This window comes from Methanosarcina mangrovi, assembly GCF_052057765.1.
Lineage (GTDB): Archaea > Halobacteriota > Methanosarcinia > Methanosarcinales > Methanosarcinaceae > Methanosarcina.
This window is the reverse complement of sequence record NZ_CP195120.1, coordinates 983956-1002464: the sequence shown is the minus strand read 5'-3', so window position 1 is coordinate 1002464 and position 18509 is coordinate 983956. Positions and strand designations below refer to the sequence as shown.

Genomic DNA, 18509 nt, shown 5'->3' with positions numbered 1-18509 from the left:
TTCGGACAGGGTTTGAGTAAGAATGATGCGTACGATCATACTGAACCGCCTGCTTCAACTGACCCCGGTAATGATAGGGATCTCGCTCATCACTTTTGCGGTAATCTCCCTTTCCCCGGGAGACCCGGCCGAGATCACACTCCGAGCCACCCTGGGCACCGAAAGCCCCCCGAAAGAGGCGGTAGCCAAACTTCATGAGGAGATGGGGCTTGACGACCCCTGGTATGTCAGCTATCTGAAATGGGCTTCGCGGGTCATATCCGGGGATCTGGGGTATTCTTACCAGACAAAGCGGAGTACAACCGAGGAAATCGCACATGCCCTACCCATAACCTTCTCTCTCGCCGTCCTTACAATGTTCTTCTCGGCTGCCGTAGCTATTCCGCTCGGAATCGCCGCGGCACTGAGACAGAACGGGTTTGTGGACCACCTCTGCAGACTTAGCTCCATCATCAGCCTTTCAAGCCCCGAGTTTTTCGTTGCGATAATTTTTATGCTCGTTGGAGGCGTCTATCTGGGCATCCTCCCGGTTGCAGGAACGGGAGGTCCGGAACACCTCATCCTTCCCTCCCTGGCTCTTTCGATAGGCCTCACCGCAATAACGATGCGTATCATGCGGACGAGCATGATCGAAACACTTGAACAGGACTATATCAGGACAGCACGGGCAAAAGGGCTGGGTTACAGGGCCGTTATTCGGCGGCATGCCCTCAAGAATGCCCTTATCCCGGTCCTGATATATATGGGCACCCAGTTCGGATGGCTCTTTGGAGGTGCGGTCGTTATCGAAAACATGTTTGCACTTCCCGGGCTTGGTAGGCTTCTTGTGAATTCTGTTTCCTCGATGGACATTATGGTGGTCCAGGGGTGCATGCTCACCTTCGCAGCGATTGTCGTGCTGATCAATCTCGGCGTCGACGTCGCCTGCTTCTATCTTGACCCGTCAATCAGGCAGGAGGAATGATATGGAATATTCGCACCCGGAAAGAAAATGGGCAGCCTCCGGCATTAACCGGACACGGATGCTTCTGCGGAGCAACATGACGCTTACCTTCGGTATTCTGCTGTTCACCCTGATCTCAATGCTCGCTATAACGGCTCCGGCTATTTCCCCGCACGACCCTGCAGAAATGCATTTTGAAGAACGGTTATCTCCCCCGTCGGAATCTTTTCCCCTCGGGACGGACCAGTTTGGCAGGTGTATCTTCAGCCGGATAGTATACGGGGCGCAGACCTCGCTCTCAATTGCGATCATTTCGACTCTAACCGTCGTGACTGTAGGGATTACCATAGGAATGTATGCAGGTTATTTCAGCAGGTATGATGCGGTCCTGATGCGGTTGACGGATGTGCTGCTTGCCTTTCCCAACATCGTCCTTGCAATTGCAATTGTTGGGGTTGTCGGCCCCAGTCCCGAAGGTATCATTCTTTCTTTTTCTATCTCGGGCTGGGCAAAGTACGCACGGATGATCCGGGGTTCTACCCTTTCGCTAAAAAATAGCGGATTCGTCGAGGCAGCAAAGGCGCTTGGTGCATCTGATAAATACATTCTTCTCCACCATATTCTCCCCAACAGCTACGGACCTATCATTGAGATCGCAACACTCGGACTTGGGTCCAGGATTATTGCAATTTCCGGACTTGGATTCCTCGGGCTTGGGATCCAGCCTCCTACCCCGGAACTGGGGGCGATCCTGAAGGACGGCGTGGTGTACCTCCAGACTGCCCCGATGATGGCACTGTCTGCAAGCGGTATGATCATGCTGTTTGTCCTTGCGACAAATCTCATAGGTTCCGAATTGAGGTCTATCGCCGATCCCAGGTCCGATATGATAGATCTTTGATTGGCATGCAAAGAGCAGCATTGTGATTTTATTCTTTAGGGCGTTTCTTATCGAATAGAAGCCTTTCCTTTAATGAAATTTCATATAGATCAGTTTGTCTAGCTTCAAGTCATTTGAGAAACCATTCATGCATGTCATATGGAGAATTTAAGAATGAGATATGGAATTAAATTATATTGATCTGCTTCATACTAAAAGCAGAATTATGCCTTTGTAGTTTGAGATAGCCATTCTTCAAATAATATTGCATATTCGTAAGTATCCTGCCAAATAGGGTTCCCTTGTTCATCAGACTTAAAATATATATTTTTGAGCAAATGGCCCTCTTTTCGAAAATGTAATCGTTCCAGCAGTTTCCATGATGCTTTGTTTTGGGGATTGCACATGGCAACAACTCTCCTGGCTTGCAGAGTTTTAAACGCATAATTTAAAACTGCTTTACAACTCTCAGTCGCATATCCGTATCCCTGATATTTAGAATTAAAGACGTACCCGAGCTCCCATGTAGAATATTTTTTTGGGTGCTGTTGCTCAATATAAATATTTCCTATCAATTTATCGGTGCTTTTCAAGCACACTGCCAAAAAAGATTCTTGATTTGACCTTTTTATTGCTTCCAGTTTGCATTGGGCTTCAGTAAAAATATCGTAAGGTTCAAATTTCAGAACTGCTGCATCAGACAGATAATCATACAAGTCTTTCCAATCTTCAGGTGTAAATTTTCTAATCACTATTCTATCAGTTTCTATTGTGTGCAACAATTAAACCTCCATTCAGGAGAGACTCTCAAATTCGAATTTAGTTTAAAAATTGTTTTTGTATAGTTTGTAAAGTTATCGGTTAATTACTCCACTCAGAAAACACTTCAGGAAGACATACACTCCCACGAGTAGACTTTTCTACTACTATGTGGCCGCAACGACTATGGCACCACCGGACCAGTTTAAACCTATCATTTTTAATTTTAACTCCGAATTAATACCGGAGATGAAATATATAGATATAGAGAACTATATATTTATTCTTGCATCTAATATGGGTATTTCCGAAATATCTATATATCCAAAGGACAATATTAGGATTGATAGAAGATAAAGATAGAAAAGATCTGAAATATCTAGAAATGTCAAAAAATATACGGAGAATCCCTATGCTCCAGAACGGAAAAATTAAAGGTTTAATCTTTGACTGTTATAAAACTCTCATCGACATAAAAACAGATGAAGGAGGCCGGGAAACAAACGAAAGGGTAAGCAAATGGTTACTCTATCAGGGGGTGAAGATAGAACCCAACCGGCTCCGGGAAGAATACAGGTGGAAAGTTATAGGCAGGCTTGGAAACTCAGGCCAGCAGCACCCTGATATCCGCATAGAAGAGATTTTTTCAGAGATCTGTGCCGAGAATGCCTTCAGGGAAATCGACCCCTTCTGGCTTGGGATTGAAACAGCCAAGGTCTTCAGAACGGCGTCGTTAAAGAAACTCGAAGCTTACCCTCAGAGCCTGCGCCTGCTTGAAAAATACAGAAACATCCCCAAATGCATTGTTTCCAATGCCCAGAGGGTTTTTACGGAACAGGAGCTTCGCTTCCTGGGCCTGTACGACCGCTTTAATTTCGTAATTATGTCTTCGGACCACCGGATCAAGAAACCTGACACCCGACTCTTCAGGATGGCTCTTGACGGCCTCGGGCTTGAGCCCTGGGAAGTGCTCTCTATCGGAGACACCCCGGAAAACGATATATACCCGCCTCAAAGCCTCGGAATGAATGCCATGCATATCAGGGATGCCTGGAGATATGCGTGAACTGCCCACTGGTTGCTGAGTTTACTATTTGTAAGACCCGTACCGTTGTGTATCTCTGGATATCCTGCATTCTACACTAATCAATTCTCTTTTTGCTTTTTATCACATCCTATGCCGTCTGTGTCATTGCTCGATCTCGCGACCATACTACCCAAAGATAACACATAAGTTTACCAGGTTCCAAACTGGGGGTAATTGTTGAGACCTTAGGAGCCACCTGTATACCAGAGGCATATGTGTCCATTCGCCTGGATGTCTACTCGGCCATCCAGACCATATTTCGTGCCTTTGACCATGCCTAAGAGCCTGGTTTCGCATTCTAACTTAATGATCCTTCAAGCGACGGTTCATCTTTCGATTCTCCATAGCCTTATTTCCCCGGCAGATTACCTGTGGAGATGCCGTGATTTAAGGCTAACGTCTTCGAGTAGTCTGTGAAGTCTGCACCATTCAGGATAAAAGAAGTAAGGAAGCTGTTTTTAACCATGTGTAGAAGTTCTGTGTGAGGTGTAAATGAATTATATCCATTCGTTTTGGCTAAGATAGTTTGCAGTAAGTTACAGGACATTCGACTAAAGTGATGCTAAAGAAATAAAGTTAAACTGTTATTGTACAACATAACCAAAAAAGTTGTAGAAATGATTTGCATATATTAAGGATTCTACAAAGTCTTTAAAAGTATATTTATATACAACATTGTGCAAATATGTAATATGTTGGTATTAAAAATATGTTTGGAGGGTTTTAAACGAAAATCAAATATTCCCTGTTTTTTGGTTGCTTTATTTTATTGCTTTTCAGTACAGGTACCGCTTTATCGGCTTCTATAGCACCAGAAGAAGCGTGGAGCAGAACATATGGCGAGGAAGGAAGACTCTTTATCTGGTCTGGTCAAGAAGTCAAGGACGGAGGGTACATGCTTGCAGGAATGATCGCTCAAAATTATCCCGAATCAGGAGAGACAAACTTTGTATTAATAAAAACAGATTCTGCAGGAAAAGAACAATGGAATAGGACATTTGGAGGAACAGGTGATGAAGCTGCACCTGCTGCTAGGGAATGCAGCGATGGAGGATATATTCTGGCAGGATATAATGAGTCCAGGGGTGTCAATGCATGGTTGGTAAAGACAGATTCAGAAGGGAATGAGGAATGGAATAGAACTTTCGGGGGAGTGCACACAGACTATTTCCAGGATGTTCAAGAGACAAGCGATGGAGGATATGTACTCGCAGGAGGCACGAGTTCTTCCAGTACAGGTGCATCTGATGCCTGGCTTATAAAAATAGATACAGAGGGGAATGAAAAATGGAGTAGAATATTTGGAGGAACGGGCGATGAAGCTGCATATTCTGTTCAGGAAACTGGAGAAGGAGGTTATATACTTGCTTGTGGAACAAGCCTTCTTGGTACAGATAATCGTAGTTTTTGGCTAATAAAGACTGATCAGGATGGAGAAGAAGAATGGAACAGGTCTTTCAGTAATACGGGCTATGACCAGATAGTTTCTGCAAAAGAAACGATGGAGGGAGGATACATACTGGTAGGAAATACCAGGTCCGATAGCAGTTATCTAAGTGAGAAAACGTGGCTGATCAAGACTAACTCAGATGGAGACGAAGAATGGAACAAAACAGTTTCTAAAGCAAACTACTTCCACTCATCTTCTGCCCAGGAGACTGATGATGGTGGGTATATAATCTCAGGATATTCAGACTTTATAGATGAAGACGAGTATACTTCGTGGTTAATAAAGACGGATCCGAATGGAGACGAAGAATGGAATATAGTATTTGAGAAAGCTGGTGACGATTTCATAAATTCCGTTCAGGAAACAGAAAATGGGGGATATATACTCGCAGGACATATAAGGCCCCCCGGAGGAGACTATAAAGCCTTATTGATCAAGCTCGAAGGGGTAAATAACCCACTCAATGAAATCAAAGAACTAAAGAACTATACGTGCAATCTCGAAAACGTAGACAACAATACTAAAATGGTTCTCAACAAAAGATTAGAAAAGATAATTAATCATCTAGAAGAAGGAAAAGAAAAAAAAGCAATACGTGAACTCAAACAATTTATTAATTATATTAATAAAATGAGGCTTTGTTCCAGGATAAGTGCTGATCAGGCTGACACTTTAATCAAAGAAACACAGAAGATTATTAAGCTTATGGAAGGTTGAAAATCTCAACAAGCATAAAAAACGCACATATATTCTTCGAATAACATGCCCAAAGAATGAAAGTCCTTCTCACTTACCTTTTTTGTTTACTTACTCAATCATTACTTTGGGACAGGAATTACTTTGGGACAGGAATTACTTTGGGACAGGAAGGTTGTCTTTTCTTTGGTTCTCCGAAATCGTCAAGAACTAACCCGTGAATTGCCATCGAAGGCTCAGATGTGACTTTGATCACGGATGCCAAATTGCCTTTGAGGCAATTCTATTGCCCTTGAAATGATGGGCAACGTAAATAGGAAGGAGAAATAAACAAATCTTGCGGTTTAGATATTCACAAACGTTTTGTTATTGCTACTATTCTCAGCAGATCAGGTGAAAAACAGCAACAACGTTTTTCCAGAGATGATGATGGAATTTTAAACCTTAAAAATTGGGTAATTTCAGAAAAATGTGACGTTGTTGCCTGCGAATCAACAAGTGACTTCTGGGTTTCGATTTATGGATCATTGATAGATTATTTGCCTGTTATAGTCGGAAATTCCTGGCAAGTGCAAAATTGGAAAAGTATCCGCACCGTTCCGATAGATTCCCTGGAATATCCACCTATTCAGCGGGATTGATATTCCTTATACTTCTCGCACAGGCAGAGATTTCCATCTCATCAAACCAGATATATTTAAATAATCGCAAGCACTCTAAAACCCAAGAAATTCTTACACTTATTTCTCAATCATGGAGTGTCCCTATGACAGAATCGGAAATTCCAAAAGAATATAATGCTAACGAGGTCGAGGAAAAGTGGATGGAGAAATGGAACCTCTCCATGTACCACTTTAACTGGGGAGAAGATACCCGTCCCCAGTATATTATTGATACTCCACCTCCCTATCCTACAGGCAATTTCCACATCGGAAACGCACTTAACTGGTGCTACATCGACTTTATTGCCAGATACAAACGCATGCGCGGATATAATGTGATGTTCCCCCAGGGCTGGGACTGCCACGGCCTGCCGACGGAAGTTAAGGTTGAAGAAATCCACGGGATTACGAAAAACCAGGTCCCCAGAACCGAGTTCCGCAGGATGTGCAGGGAGCTTACTGCAGGAAACATCGAAAAGATGCGCAAAACAATGCTGCGTCTGGGCTTTTCCGTGGACTGGAGCAACGAATTCGTTACCATGGAGCCTTCATACTTCGTAAAGACACAGAAATCCTTTGTCCGGATGTACAACGACGGGCACATTTATCACGAAGACCATCCGGTCAACTGGTGCCCCCGCTGTGAAACTGCTATCGCTTTTGCAGAAGTCGAGTATGAGACAAGGCAAACCAAACTGAACCTCGTCCACTTTGACAGGGTAGACATAGCAACCACAAGGCCCGAACTGATGGCAGCCTGTGTTGCTGTAGCCGTAAGCCCCAGGGATGAACGCTATAAAGCACATGTAGGGAAGACTCTCACAGTACCCATCTTCGGGCAGAAAGTGCCACTCATTGCAGACGAAGCCGTTGAGCCCGAATTCGGGACAGGCGCTGTGATGATCTGTACATTCGGAGACAAGCAGGATGTGCGCTGGTGGGTAAAATACGGACTGCCCCTTATAAAAGCCCTCGACAAAGAGGGCAGGATGACAAAAGCCGCAGGCAAATATGAAGGAATGACCCTGGCCGAATGCAGGGAAGCCGTAACCGCCGACCTGAAAGCTGCAGGTTTCCTCTATGAACAGAAGCCCCTTGAACAGAATGTGGGGCTCTGCTGGCGCTGCGACACCCCCATAGAAATCCTTTCCGAGCCTCAGTGGTTCGTAAAAATCAACCACGAAGGCATCCTGAAAGCCGCAGATGAGATTAACTGGTACCCCGAATACATGAAAGTAAGGCTCCAGAACTGGACAGGCACTATGGAATGGGACTGGTGTATCTCGAGGCAGAGGATCTTTGCAACCCCGATCCCGATCTGGTACTGTAAAAAGTGCGGGGAAGTCATGATTGCCGAAGAGAGCTGGCTCCCGATTGACCCGAACGAAAATGCGCCAAAGAAAGCCTGTGCCTGCGGCTCGACCGAATTTGAACCCGAAACCGATGTACTGGACACCTGGATGGACTCCTCGATTACTGCCCTGCATGTCACTGGCTGGGAAAGCGAGCACGAGCTCCGCCTGCCTGCACAGATCCGCCCTCAGGGGCATGACATCATCAGGACCTGGGCTTTTTACACAATCCTGAGAAGCCTGGCTCTCGAAGGCAAGAGGCCCTGGGATTCCATAGTGATCAACGGGATGGTGCTAGGACCCGACGGGCATAAGATGAGCAAGTCGCTCGGAAACGTAATCTCTCCCGAAGAGGTAACAACCCAGTACAGTGCCGATGCTTTCAGGCAGTGGGGTGCTGTAGGAGGTTCCACAGGCTCGGACGTAATGTTCCGCTGGAAAGACGTGGTCTCAGCCTCTCGCTTCCTGCAGAAAATGTGGAGCATCTACCGGTTCTCGATGTCCCACTTAAAGGACTTTGAACCTGCAGACGCCGAAAACTTCCCTCCGGACTCCCTCCTTACAATTGATAAGTGGCTTCTGAGCAAGCTCAACAGACTTGTGGACACTACCACAAAAGAGCTTGACGGATACCAGTTCGATTCCACATTCAAAGCCATAAGGGGCTTTGCCTGGGAAGTCCTTGCAGATAACTACCTGGAACTTGTAAAAGGCAGGCTCTACGGGGAAGACCCTGAAAGCAGGAAAGCCGCCCAGTATGTACTTTACACTACAACCCGGACCCTCTCCCTGCTGCTTGCTCCGTTCATACCCTTCTTTGCAGAAGAGATGTACTCCAGGTTCGGCGAGGAAAGTGTGCATATGCAGGCCTGGCCCGCAGTCAATGAAAGCCTGATTAGCGAAGGAGCCGAAGCTGCCGGCGAAATGATCAAAGAGATTACAGGTGAGGTCCGCAGATACAAGTCCGACCTTGGAATGGCCCTGAACTCTCCCCTGAAAAAAATAGAGATCTACAATGCAGAGATCGATACCGGGGATATTGCAGGGGCTACGAACTCTGAAGTTGAACTTATGGCAGGGGCTCCCTCATTTGAGTATGTGCCCGTGGAAGTAAAGCCCAACATGGGCTTCCTGGGACCTCGCTTCAGGAAAGAGGCCGGAGCCGTTGTGAAAGCGCTTCAGGCAGAAGACCCTGCTGCAATTGAAGCTCAGGCAGCGTCAGGAAAAATAACCGTTACCATAAACGGCGAAGCAATAGAACTCGAACCCGTGGCGGTCGAAGTCCGGAAAGAAGTAATCTCCGGAGGCCGCGAGGTAGACGTTCTTGATGTAAAAGGCGCAGTAGTCGTAATTGTAAGGTAAGCTTCACCCCCGAATTGCGCCTCGGGAGTACGCGGTCTGTTTCGGCAGAGTTGCGGCTCTGCAGTACGCTGCCCTTTTCGCTTCGCTCAAGAGGGCCAATTTTGGGATAAAGTAGTGAACTGCGCTCAAGCAGACTAAGTTATGAATTTGAGCAAATAAGCTTCGCTCAAGCGGACTAAACAAAAGAAGAAAAGAGAATATGCAAGCAATAACCTACAATTTCTTTTCTTCCTTTTTACTACTTTTTCCTTTTTTCGGGTTTCTTTCTTGATGAGTCTCCAGACAACCGGCTGGGGGGGGGCATTTATACCTGGCAAAATTGAAAAGACGGGTTTCGACATTAAGAATATCATTTTATCCGGTTGACATGTCCTGGCAGCATGCAGCGCGGGAAAAGAAAACTGAAAGATTCTCGTCGGTTTCAGGTACGGATTAAACAATTAATCAAAGACCACCCGATTTTAAAAGTTTATGACACTCAAAAAACCACTCAAAGAGAACCACTAAAGAGAATTATAGAAAGAGAGGAAAGAATTGCAGGAGAGAAAAATATAAAGGAAGAGGATTTCAATTAACCTGCAATCCCAACGAATTCCGATTGGGATTTATATACGGATTCTGGTTTTACAGGTCTTTTGAAACCCTCGGGACATATTTTTAATTCGTTGACGGCGTTTGTCTCTTTACCAGCATCAGGGAAAAAGATATGATCAGAAGCGCTGCATAGAACATTACACTGGGATCAAATCTGTTATACAGAGACAGCCAGGTGTATACAAGCATTGATCCTGAAAATACTGCTAAAACTATAAGTCCGACATATTTTGCATCTATCATTATTCATCACTCACTTCGCATGTTACTGTACAATTTACTTTTGTTTTATAGGTTGGGTTTTGTTTTTTGGTTAAAATATCAGTTAGAGTACTGTAAGAATACTGAAGTTATCTCCAGTATCATGACTCATGATCAGTTATGAGTTGCATACTGCCTATATTTTTTCAGGTCCTTGAGAATACCTTCAAGGTCGGATTTCATCACCTTCAAATCCAGATCTTCGCCCTGCATACTATCCATGAAATTGATCTTTTTCTCTGTTGTAACTATGATTTCTTTCTTGAGTGAAGCTAACAAATCATCGCTGTCTTCATCAAACTTTATTTCTGCAGCGTTGTCGTTAAATTCGAAGTTATTTTCGGAAGGTTCATCGTCCAGCCCATCAACTTTAATCGCAAATTCACTTCCATCGAAATTAAAATCATCATCAAAGGATGAATCGAGTTCCGAAGCCATTTCCCCGAATGATTGTTCTTTAGTATCAGCTTCAAGACCATTGCTTGCAGGACTATTACTTATTAAAGTGCCTGTGTTGGACATTTTAGTCAGAAGATCGTCATCAAAATCTAACTCGTCTTTTTTGGATTCGACCACTTTATCAAGGTGGTTAACTTTTTCAGCTGAACTTAATTTTGTATCTGCCTCCCCGTAATCAGATAAGGAGACAAGTTTATCTTCATCTTTTTTATTCCTGCGAGGTAAGGAGGAAGAAAGCGATGAAATTTTATTGCTCAAGCTCGCAAAAAACTTCCGAATAGCACCTTTTGCTTTAAGGAATATTGTTCCTACTTTATCAAGGGAATTTTTGCTGGAGGCTCTTTTGACCGAACTGGATTTTTTCCGGCCCGAACCGGACCTTTTCCGGACTGAGCCGGAGCTTTTCGGAATAAAACTGCTGAGCTTTTTGCCATAATCGGAAAAATACCTCAAGCCCTTGAAGCTGAAAGTTTTTGTTTTTGGGCCCAGGTTAGTAAAAAATTTAAACTTACCGGGACCGAGTGAGGCTCCGCCTTTACTTTTATATCTATCGTATAGAGTTGCTGTTCCCATTACGACCAGAGTTACGAAAATACCTATAAAGATAGTGAAATTAGTTTCATATACGGTTATCAGGTCCATATTCATACACCTCCTGCGAGACTATCAAGTACTCCATCAAAGGAGAAGGCCATTTTCACCAGTGGAGGAACTATAATCATCAGTACCCCTGACAGGGTAAACATAAACATACCATAATAGATTGCCAGATACATCGGCCCCCCCTTCACCGCAACAATTGCAAATATGTTTGCAAGTGTTAGGATGATGGTCACTATCACAACGAATTGGCCCAATAATTCGATCGGAACCCCGCCAAATATCCCCAGATTCATGCCGCCCATACCGCCGGGTATACCTTCAAGTTCGGACCCGGTGATATCAAACTGGGTAAAAAGGGAAGTTATGATAGTGGAAAAGATCGTCAGGATCTGGCCTATGAATAGAAGAAGGGCAACCATTGCCACATGAAGGGGGATGACGAGACTGGAAAATCCTTTGGCTATGCGCTCCCTTTTCATTCTCAAAAGGACCAGTTCAAGGTTGGACGAGCTCACAAGCTCGCCTACTGCTTCCGCATTGCCCCCTAAATTTACGGCATCTACAAACACACTTGTCAATTTGTAGATCAAGTAGCTGCCCGTCTCTCCTACAAACCTTCCCCAGCACAGCGCAGGGTCCAGCCCGGATGCCAGTTTCTTGTAAAGCTCCTGGCTCATATCCTTAAGTTCCCCAAGGTTTTTGGGATCGATCTTCAGAAGGGCTTTTGGTACCGTTAGCCCGGACCCGCTTACAATGGACCCGAGGCTCCGGATAAAAGTTGTAAAGCATTCGTCCCTTTTGTTAATCTTATCGATATCTTTATTCGCCGCCATTCCGACAGGCATCAGAATAACTCCTGCCAGAACCAGTCCGACTCCTTTAATGTCAATGAAAAAATCGGCTGAACCGATGAAAGCCGGTATAACGGTGAATAATATAACAGCCAGTGCAGACAGAGCGAGGGAAAGCGGAGCCCACTTATAGATATAGACCTGCTCCCGGGATTTTATGCTTAAGCCGTGGACTTTCGAATCTTTCGGAGAGGCTTTGAAAAGTAAGCCTACCCCAAAGAACGCCATGAAAAATATGATGAACATTGTGGCATAAAGCGTATCTGCCGGGTCCCCAATATTATACAAAATTACTGAAAGTAAGATAATAATAGCTACGAGGGATGTGGAAACAAGCAGAGCTGTATAAGCGTTTGACCATTCTTTGGTGGTTTCGAGGTCTCTTTCGAACTCGTCTTTTCTTTTTGTCTTAAATAATTTCCATTCTTTCGTGAGGAATTCGCTATCAGGCTCTCCTGCTGCTATGGCGTTTGATAACCTGTTAAGAAGTTCCCGCATTCTCTCGTGCGTTACTTTTGTGGATATGAGCTCGCAGGCATTGGCGTAGTCATAGTGCCAGTGCTGGGCCAGCTCTCTAATAAGATTGAAATATTTACTCGGGCAGTATTCCTTTTTGTCCGAGATGCTTGTGAATATTTTGTCCCTTGTCAGATTGGCAGTTGAGATTGAAGCCATATAAGTAAGGGAAAACAGCATATCATTACTCATATAGAGTTCTTTCTGGTAACGTTTGAATTTAAGAGCAAGCTGGTCCAAAAGGGGCTGTAAACCGGACTTTTTGTTGGAAACGTTTTTTATCGCAGAGTTTTCCATCCAAACCACCTTCAGAACTGAATTCTCAGCATACCGGCCTTTGTAATCTTTGCGATCGTGTTAAAAAAGTCCCAGTAATTTACAATTCCTTCACTGTCCAATTTCTCCAGTATTTTTGCCCGTTTTTCAATTTCATCGTAAATTACCTTCTTTTTCTTGCCAGGGATCCCGAGCCTCGTGGCGATTTTGTTCTCAAGGATGTACGAACTTCCCATAGCACTGAAAACATGCGTATCAGTAACAGGGTCCCAGGAAAAGGCTTCAATAAAGGAAATTCCGCCTTTATCCGGGTTGTATCCGAGAACCTCATTTATACTGAGGACCCTTCTCACAAGCTTGCCGTCCGGTCTCCGTACCGCAGATTGGATAATGACAAAGTTGAGGTTGTCCACATACGTTTTAGGAATGTTTATAGGATCGGCAGTAAGCCTCTGGATCAGTTTCTCAACGGTTGCAGCGTGGAACGTTGACATGACGGGGTGTCCGGTCTGCATAGCCTGGAATGCGACATTACCTTCAACACCTCGGATTTCTCCTACAAGGATGTAGTTTGGCCTCTGCCTCAATGCCGCTTTGAGAAGGTCAAACATCGTAACGTCCGATCCGCTACCTTCTCCTATCCCTCCGCCCCTCGTACTGCCTCTTGTTGTTTCCCGGGTCCAGTTTTTGTGCGGGATCTGCAGTTCAGGCGTATCTTCGATTGAAACCAGTTTTGACTCGGGATTTACAAAGGCTGTAATCCCGTTCAACGTGGTAGTCTTACCGCTGGCTGTTTCTCCGCAGATGAAACCGCTCATCCCTTCACCGATCAGGATCCACAGGTACGCTGCCATCCTGTAATCGAGGGTCCCTCCTTTTATGACCTGAAGAATACTGAACGGAATGTCAGCAAACTTTCTTATGGTGAAATTACTCCCGTTTTTACTGATATCGTCCCCGAAAACGATGTTAATTCTTGACCCGTCAGGGAGGGTGGAGTCCACTATGGGATTTTTGAAAGTGATGGGCTTTCCGATCCTTTCTGCAAGCCTGACGATGTACTGATTGAGAGCGTCATTGTCGTTGAATTCTATGACACTCCTGAGACCCTTGAACACCTTATGCTCAATAAAAATGGGCCCGAGACCATTGCAGGTAATATCTTCTATTTTGTTGTCATTTATGTAAGGGTCAAGGAAACCCACACCGATTTTGTCTCTTATGATCGAGTATTTCAGCGCTTCGTACTGTTCCTTTGTTACGTAAATGTGATTCTTCTCGGGATCTTCCTTTGATGGGAAAAGCTTTGCTCCCAATTTTTTGATCCCGGAATCAGCACCGTCAGCGGACATATCAACCTGCTTTTTATTGCCGATTACGCAAATGGAATCAAGGGCCTCTCTAAGAATCCTTTCCTTTTCTTCCATATTTTCAGGGTCGAACTCGATTCCCGTAAGGTAATCTACAAGTTTGGTTTCCAGTTCTTTAATGAGGCCCCCCACTCCGGTAAGAAGTATGGGCTCAATGGGAATATAGAAATTCCTTACATCGTTTTTGTTGGGGTAGATATGCACATAGATCTGGTCGTTGACCTTGTATATCAGATTGGGATCCTCTATTTCACCGTGTTTTGATTCAAGCCTGGGGACATATCTGGGTATGCCCATCGTATCTATTGGCAGGATATGCAGGTACTCCAGAAGGTGCAGGTTTTTTTCAACTTCCGCTTTCATTTCCGGAGGGAGGAGCTTGTAAAGATTACATGTTTTCAGGTTTGAGTGGTCATGCCCATCATACTTTTTTGGTTTGAACGGGAAATTAGTGTATATCCCCGCGTTAAATGCATGCCCGTGTTCAGTACTCAGCTTTTCCTCAATGCTATCCATGTATACCCCATGCGTGACCGGTTACAGTTTTCTTTATACTTTAGCCTGTGAGATTGGAATAATCTTTAAACCGAACCCAGGCTGGACTTCAAAACTCACTATATTGCCCGTACTTTTCTTGGCGCCTCTTATTTTCGAGACTTCCATAACACTGATATAGCGGTCGGTGAGCTGTTCCTTTCTTAAAAACAGGTGACAATCGCATGCTGACCGTATTCTGACAAGAGTGTCTTCTTTGAAAGCATGCTGGTGCAGAGTGATGAAGATCGTGTATCCTTTGTCGCACAAATTTTTCAAACTGGTGAGGAATTCGAGGATGTTGTCCTCATCGGAATAAGTAGTAAACATCGTGAGAGAGTCAATAATGATAACTTTCTCTCGGATGTTTTTGATATGAGTTGTAACGAGATGCAGAGTGCCTTTCATTTGCTCGGAAGTCCATTCGACACCTTCCAGATGGACCGGAAAAATCCTGAAATAGCCCCAGCTGTAAAAGTCCGAGATATCGAGACTCAGGCTGTCCATCTGAGCCAGCATGCTTTTAATCGTATTCTCGGTTGAATAGTACGCTATCCTGTGAAGCTGGTTCAGTCCGCCATAAACCATTTGCTGGCAGAGTACGCTCTTTCCGGTATCGTTTTCGCCTTCGATGAGCACAAGGGAACCGAGAGGGATTCCCTCACCCAGTTTTTTGTCGATTTCATCATTGCCGCTTGAAATAATATTTTTTTTATCTTCACTTTCTCCCATTTTATACACCTGCCTCGTGCTCTGCGGAAGAGACGATACCGTTTTCAGTGATAATTTTTACAATGAAACTGTCATTGGAGTCAAGGTCGATTAATAGTTCGATGTTAATACTTTCATGAGGGTCCAGAATCCCCGGATTAAGGATATCGATATCAGGTGTTATACTGTATTGAGATTCGTTCAAATAGGACACCTGACCGTCTTTTACCAGGAGGATATCCCAGAGGTCGAAGTTGCTTAATTTGGTCTCACCGGCGTTCGCAACAGTGAAACTGGTATGATTTGTTGAGACGTTGAAGACTATATTCTGGATTTCAATACGGGTCTGAAGCCTGTCCATCATTGTCTGATGAGCTGAAACGTATCCGTGATAGGAGGACTCAACAAGAGCATTGGTCCCCATTGTCAGAGTACCTGCAACAACCAGAATCGTTCCGACTACAAAGAACGCTACGATTATTGTATCGAGGCCCATGGTATCACGTTGAGAAGGTGTCTGATGTTGATACCCCGTTGTACAGGAAAAAGGTAAACTTATAAATGTCATCTGCTGGCGGGCTATCGAGCGATATTGTTACTTTAATAGTTTCTCCGCGATTCCAGGTATCCCCATCTCCGTTTTCGAGAGTGTAGTCCCAGGACGGATCTGAAGCGGCTTCAAATCCGGGGTTCCAGTAACCTGAGGAAGACATAATAAAAACATCACAGTACTGCAACTGTGAAAGAGGTATATTTGAAGACCCTACGTTTTTTACCCATACATAAACGTCGTTCCCATCGGGATAAATAAAGATGATATCGATATCGGTTTTAAACTGGTCTTCCATACTGCGGGCAACGGAACTGTAAGATTCGGACAGGCCATATACGGAAGGAAGGACGGCATTTACAAAAGCCACCGCAGCTATAACACTCACAATTACGAGTATCGCTGAAGTTATCACTTCCTTTGCCATGCGTTTTTCACCAGATTATATCTACTCTTTTTCGTTCAGGACATAATCCAGTACCTTGGAGTCAAGAGACTGGTCTTCCGGATTAAGTATATGGTAAAGCCTGTACAGATCCATCACTGCATCATCAAGGTTGTTGTTTTTGGCCAGAATCTCAACGACTCTGATAATAATTACCTTAATATCTTCAGGAATATACCCCAGGAGAGAAAATACCTCAATTAATTCCTTGATTGCATCATGGTCATATTTCCCGACCATGTCCTTGCTCCAGACAATAGTCCTGTAGAAGGAAATCGGATCGATAAGTTTAGAGTCATTTCTTTTCGGCAGTTTTTTAGCAGCCGATTTCATGTTTTCAAAGAGATTTTTCGGAATCATCTCCATTTCCGGGTCAGGATCCTCAAGTTCGTCCTCTTCGAGTTCCTCATTTTTCGGAAGGCGGTCTTCTTTGTCTTCAGCCGACCTGGGATTTACTATGGCACCGGAGATGTTAGCAATACCCTGAATATTCTGGAAAGGGTTTTCCAGGACTCCCATCGTTTCCCTTATGTCCATGAGGAGATTTTTTATCGAGCCTTTGATCTCAGTTACCTCTTCTTCAAGATTTGCAACTTTGGACTCTATAGTATCGCTCTCAGCCGTAGCTACAATTTTATCAATCATGGACTGGTCAAAGGTTTCCCCACTATTCATTATATCACCAAACTGTAGCATTAAAAAATAAAAATAATGACACCCAGAAGAGCATCATTATTGCTTTAATTTTATATTTAGACGAGAGTCATTATAGCACTGATTGACGGAGGTGCTTGCCTGTGGATGGTGTAGGAAGCACCCTGAGGTGGTTTGATTTCAAGCTGGAACTCATCGTTTGCCTCTATATCGACAGCAGCCCCCACAGCATCTAGATCAACTGTTACTTCGAATTTTTCAAACCTCTCCAGCAGGTCATTAGTGTTAGCATTATACTTACCAGTTATACCGAAGAGAGCAGCAGTGGGCACATCATCAGAAGCGAGTTTCAAATCAGTTGGTGCTATACCTGGAGCAGAAACAACTATTAAAGTATTAGCCATATCTACAGCAGAACCGCCTGATGTCAGTTGCAAGCATAGAGTAACATTTTTAAGTTTAGTAGAAGAAGCTCCCGCATCACCGGTGGCAATTACATCTCCACTTAATTCAACACTGCTGCTTGCCTGCATTACACCTGTGTGCACAACTTCCTGGCTTTTCTGGGTTGTATAAAAACCTGCTCCGAGCATAACATAACTGAAGACTGCAGCCACGACTACAAAAGCTACCAGCACAATTGCGGCTTCAAGTCCAGTAAACCCTTTTTCATCTTTGAATAATCGATTCCACATTACAGATCACCTCAGTAAACCGGATAATATACTCCTGATGAAATTGAAGCAGGCATTGTCCTCTGAAGAGTAAGAACGGCGCCCTCAGGCGGTTTCACCTGAATCTTGATTTCTTCATTTGCGACAGGCTGATCATTAAGAGCAGTGGCAGCTGTCAGATCAATCGTAATCTTGTATTTTTCATTGGACTCAATAAGGTTATTTGCACCACCATTATCAATGCTGGCAAGATAATCCCATATTCCATCGTCTTTTTCCATTGTTATAGAATCATTGACATCTGTGTAGGTAACAATTGTTTTGTCAAGATCCACAGCTGATCCTCCGGCAGTGCTTGTGATATAGAATATGATTTCATCTACTCCACTAGCACCTCCTTTAACAATTACATCTCCGGAAGGAGCAAGACTACTGCTTGCCTGCTGTACACCAGTGTGTACGACTTCCTGGCTTTTCTGGGTTGTATAGAACCCCGCTCCCAACATGACGTAACTGAACACTGCAGCTACGACAACGAAGGCTATCAGCACTATTGCAGCTTCAAGCCCGGTAAACCCTTTTTCATTTTTGATTAATCGATTCCACATAATAAATCACCTCAATATTGTGTGACTATTATAACACCAAATATAATATCGAGAATTATTATAAATGTTTCGGCTGTTGAAGGGTTAACTTTAAATAAAATTTACGATAGATTGTAGCGATTTTAGAGTACCTCACCTTTATAAGAAAGAATTAATCAACGTTTTTCTACGAAAAAACAGAAAGAGATAATAAGTTTATTGAATTGGTTTTT

The 18509-nt window shown here is 44.0% G+C and carries 17 protein-coding genes and 1 pseudogene; 7 read left to right on the top strand and 11 right to left on the bottom strand.

Going from position 1 to position 18509, the window contains the following annotated elements:
* Positions 1–25 precede the first annotated feature (25 nt).
* Both ACSAZL_RS04760 and ACSAZL_RS04755 read left to right on the top strand, forming a co-directional pair.
* Entirely contained in the window at positions 26–964 is a 939-nt protein-coding gene (locus ACSAZL_RS04760) for an ABC transporter permease (RefSeq protein WP_440947585.1), read from the top strand.
* A gap of 1 nt (position 965) precedes the next feature.
* Complete coding sequence (locus ACSAZL_RS04755; protein ID WP_440947584.1) at positions 966–1844, top strand: ABC transporter permease; 879 nt, start codon at positions 966–968, stop codon at positions 1842–1844.
* A 203-nt stretch (positions 1845–2047) separates the two neighbouring features.
* On the opposite strand, the gene ACSAZL_RS04750 is transcribed toward ACSAZL_RS04755, so the two are convergent.
* Positions 2048–2602, bottom strand: coding sequence for a GNAT family N-acetyltransferase (locus ACSAZL_RS04750; RefSeq protein WP_440947583.1), 555 nt, complete (start codon positions 2600–2602; stop codon positions 2048–2050).
* 392 nt (positions 2603–2994) lie between these two features.
* Here ACSAZL_RS04750 and ACSAZL_RS04745 point away from each other — a divergent pair, with 392 nt between their 5' ends.
* The 5 genes and pseudogenes from ACSAZL_RS04745 to ACSAZL_RS04725 all read left to right on the top strand — a co-directional run bounded on the left by ACSAZL_RS04745 (position 2995) and on the right by ACSAZL_RS04725 (position 9766).
* The gene (locus tag ACSAZL_RS04745; protein WP_440948784.1) at positions 2995–3648 is read left to right on the top strand and encodes an HAD family hydrolase; all 654 of its coding nucleotides are present in this window, start codon (positions 2995–2997) and stop codon (positions 3646–3648) included.
* 916 nt (positions 3649–4564) lie between these two features.
* Positions 4565–5836 carry an FIMAH domain-containing protein gene (locus ACSAZL_RS04740; protein WP_440947582.1) on the top strand — a complete coding sequence of 424 codons (1272 nt, stop codon included), beginning with the start codon at positions 4565–4567 and terminating at the stop codon, positions 5834–5836.
* Positions 5837–6141: 305 nt separating this feature from the next.
* Positions 6142–6426 (top strand): annotated as a pseudogene (locus tag ACSAZL_RS04735) (IS110 family transposase); the annotation flags it as partial.
* Positions 6427–6581: 155 nt separating this feature from the next.
* Positions 6582–9191, top strand: a complete 2610-nt coding sequence (locus ACSAZL_RS04730; RefSeq protein ID WP_440947581.1) for a valine--tRNA ligase — start codon at positions 6582–6584, stop codon at positions 9189–9191.
* A 380-nt stretch (positions 9192–9571) separates the two neighbouring features.
* Complete coding sequence (locus ACSAZL_RS04725) at positions 9572–9766, top strand: hypothetical protein (protein WP_440947580.1); 195 nt, start codon at positions 9572–9574, stop codon at positions 9764–9766.
* Between the two features lie 82 nt (positions 9767–9848).
* On the opposite strand, the gene ACSAZL_RS04720 is transcribed toward ACSAZL_RS04725, so the two are convergent.
* The 10 genes from ACSAZL_RS04720 to ACSAZL_RS04675 form a co-directional block, all read right to left on the bottom strand.
* Positions 9849–10028: a hypothetical protein gene (locus ACSAZL_RS04720; protein WP_440947579.1), complete on the bottom strand. Its 180-nt coding sequence runs from the start codon at positions 10026–10028 to the stop codon at positions 9849–9851.
* Between the two features lie 132 nt (positions 10029–10160).
* Positions 10161–11147 carry a hypothetical protein gene (locus ACSAZL_RS04715; protein ID WP_440947578.1) on the bottom strand — a complete coding sequence of 329 codons (987 nt, stop codon included), beginning with the start codon at positions 11145–11147 and terminating at the stop codon, positions 10161–10163.
* Positions 11148–11149: 2 nt separating this feature from the next.
* Positions 11150–12772 (bottom strand): archaellar assembly protein FlaJ, encoded by a 1623-nt coding sequence (gene flaJ / locus ACSAZL_RS04710; RefSeq protein ID WP_440947577.1) that lies wholly within the window; start codon positions 12770–12772, stop codon positions 11150–11152.
* An 11-nt stretch (positions 12773–12783) separates the two neighbouring features.
* Positions 12784–14637: a type II/IV secretion system ATPase subunit gene (locus ACSAZL_RS04705; RefSeq protein ID WP_440947576.1), complete on the bottom strand. Its 1854-nt coding sequence runs from the start codon at positions 14635–14637 to the stop codon at positions 12784–12786.
* Positions 14638–14670: 33 nt separating this feature from the next.
* Positions 14671–15387 carry an ATPase domain-containing protein gene (locus tag ACSAZL_RS04700; protein ID WP_440947575.1) on the bottom strand — a complete coding sequence of 239 codons (717 nt, stop codon included), beginning with the start codon at positions 15385–15387 and terminating at the stop codon, positions 14671–14673.
* A gap of 1 nt (position 15388) precedes the next feature.
* On the bottom strand, positions 15389–15862 hold the full coding sequence (locus ACSAZL_RS04695; RefSeq protein WP_440947574.1) for a flagellar protein FlaF: 474 nt from the start codon (positions 15860–15862) through the stop codon (positions 15389–15391).
* Between the two features lie 4 nt (positions 15863–15866).
* Positions 15867–16343 (bottom strand): hypothetical protein, encoded by a 477-nt coding sequence (locus ACSAZL_RS04690; protein WP_440947573.1) that lies wholly within the window; start codon positions 16341–16343, stop codon positions 15867–15869.
* Between the two features lie 21 nt (positions 16344–16364).
* Positions 16365–17036 carry a hypothetical protein gene (locus ACSAZL_RS04685; RefSeq protein ID WP_440947572.1) on the bottom strand — a complete coding sequence of 224 codons (672 nt, stop codon included), beginning with the start codon at positions 17034–17036 and terminating at the stop codon, positions 16365–16367.
* A 77-nt stretch (positions 17037–17113) separates the two neighbouring features.
* Complete coding sequence (locus tag ACSAZL_RS04680; protein WP_440947571.1) at positions 17114–17710, bottom strand: archaellin/type IV pilin N-terminal domain-containing protein; 597 nt, start codon at positions 17708–17710, stop codon at positions 17114–17116.
* Between the two features lie 11 nt (positions 17711–17721).
* Positions 17722–18297 (bottom strand): archaellin/type IV pilin N-terminal domain-containing protein, encoded by a 576-nt coding sequence (locus ACSAZL_RS04675; RefSeq protein WP_440947570.1) that lies wholly within the window; start codon positions 18295–18297, stop codon positions 17722–17724.
* Positions 18298–18509 lie beyond the last annotated feature (212 nt).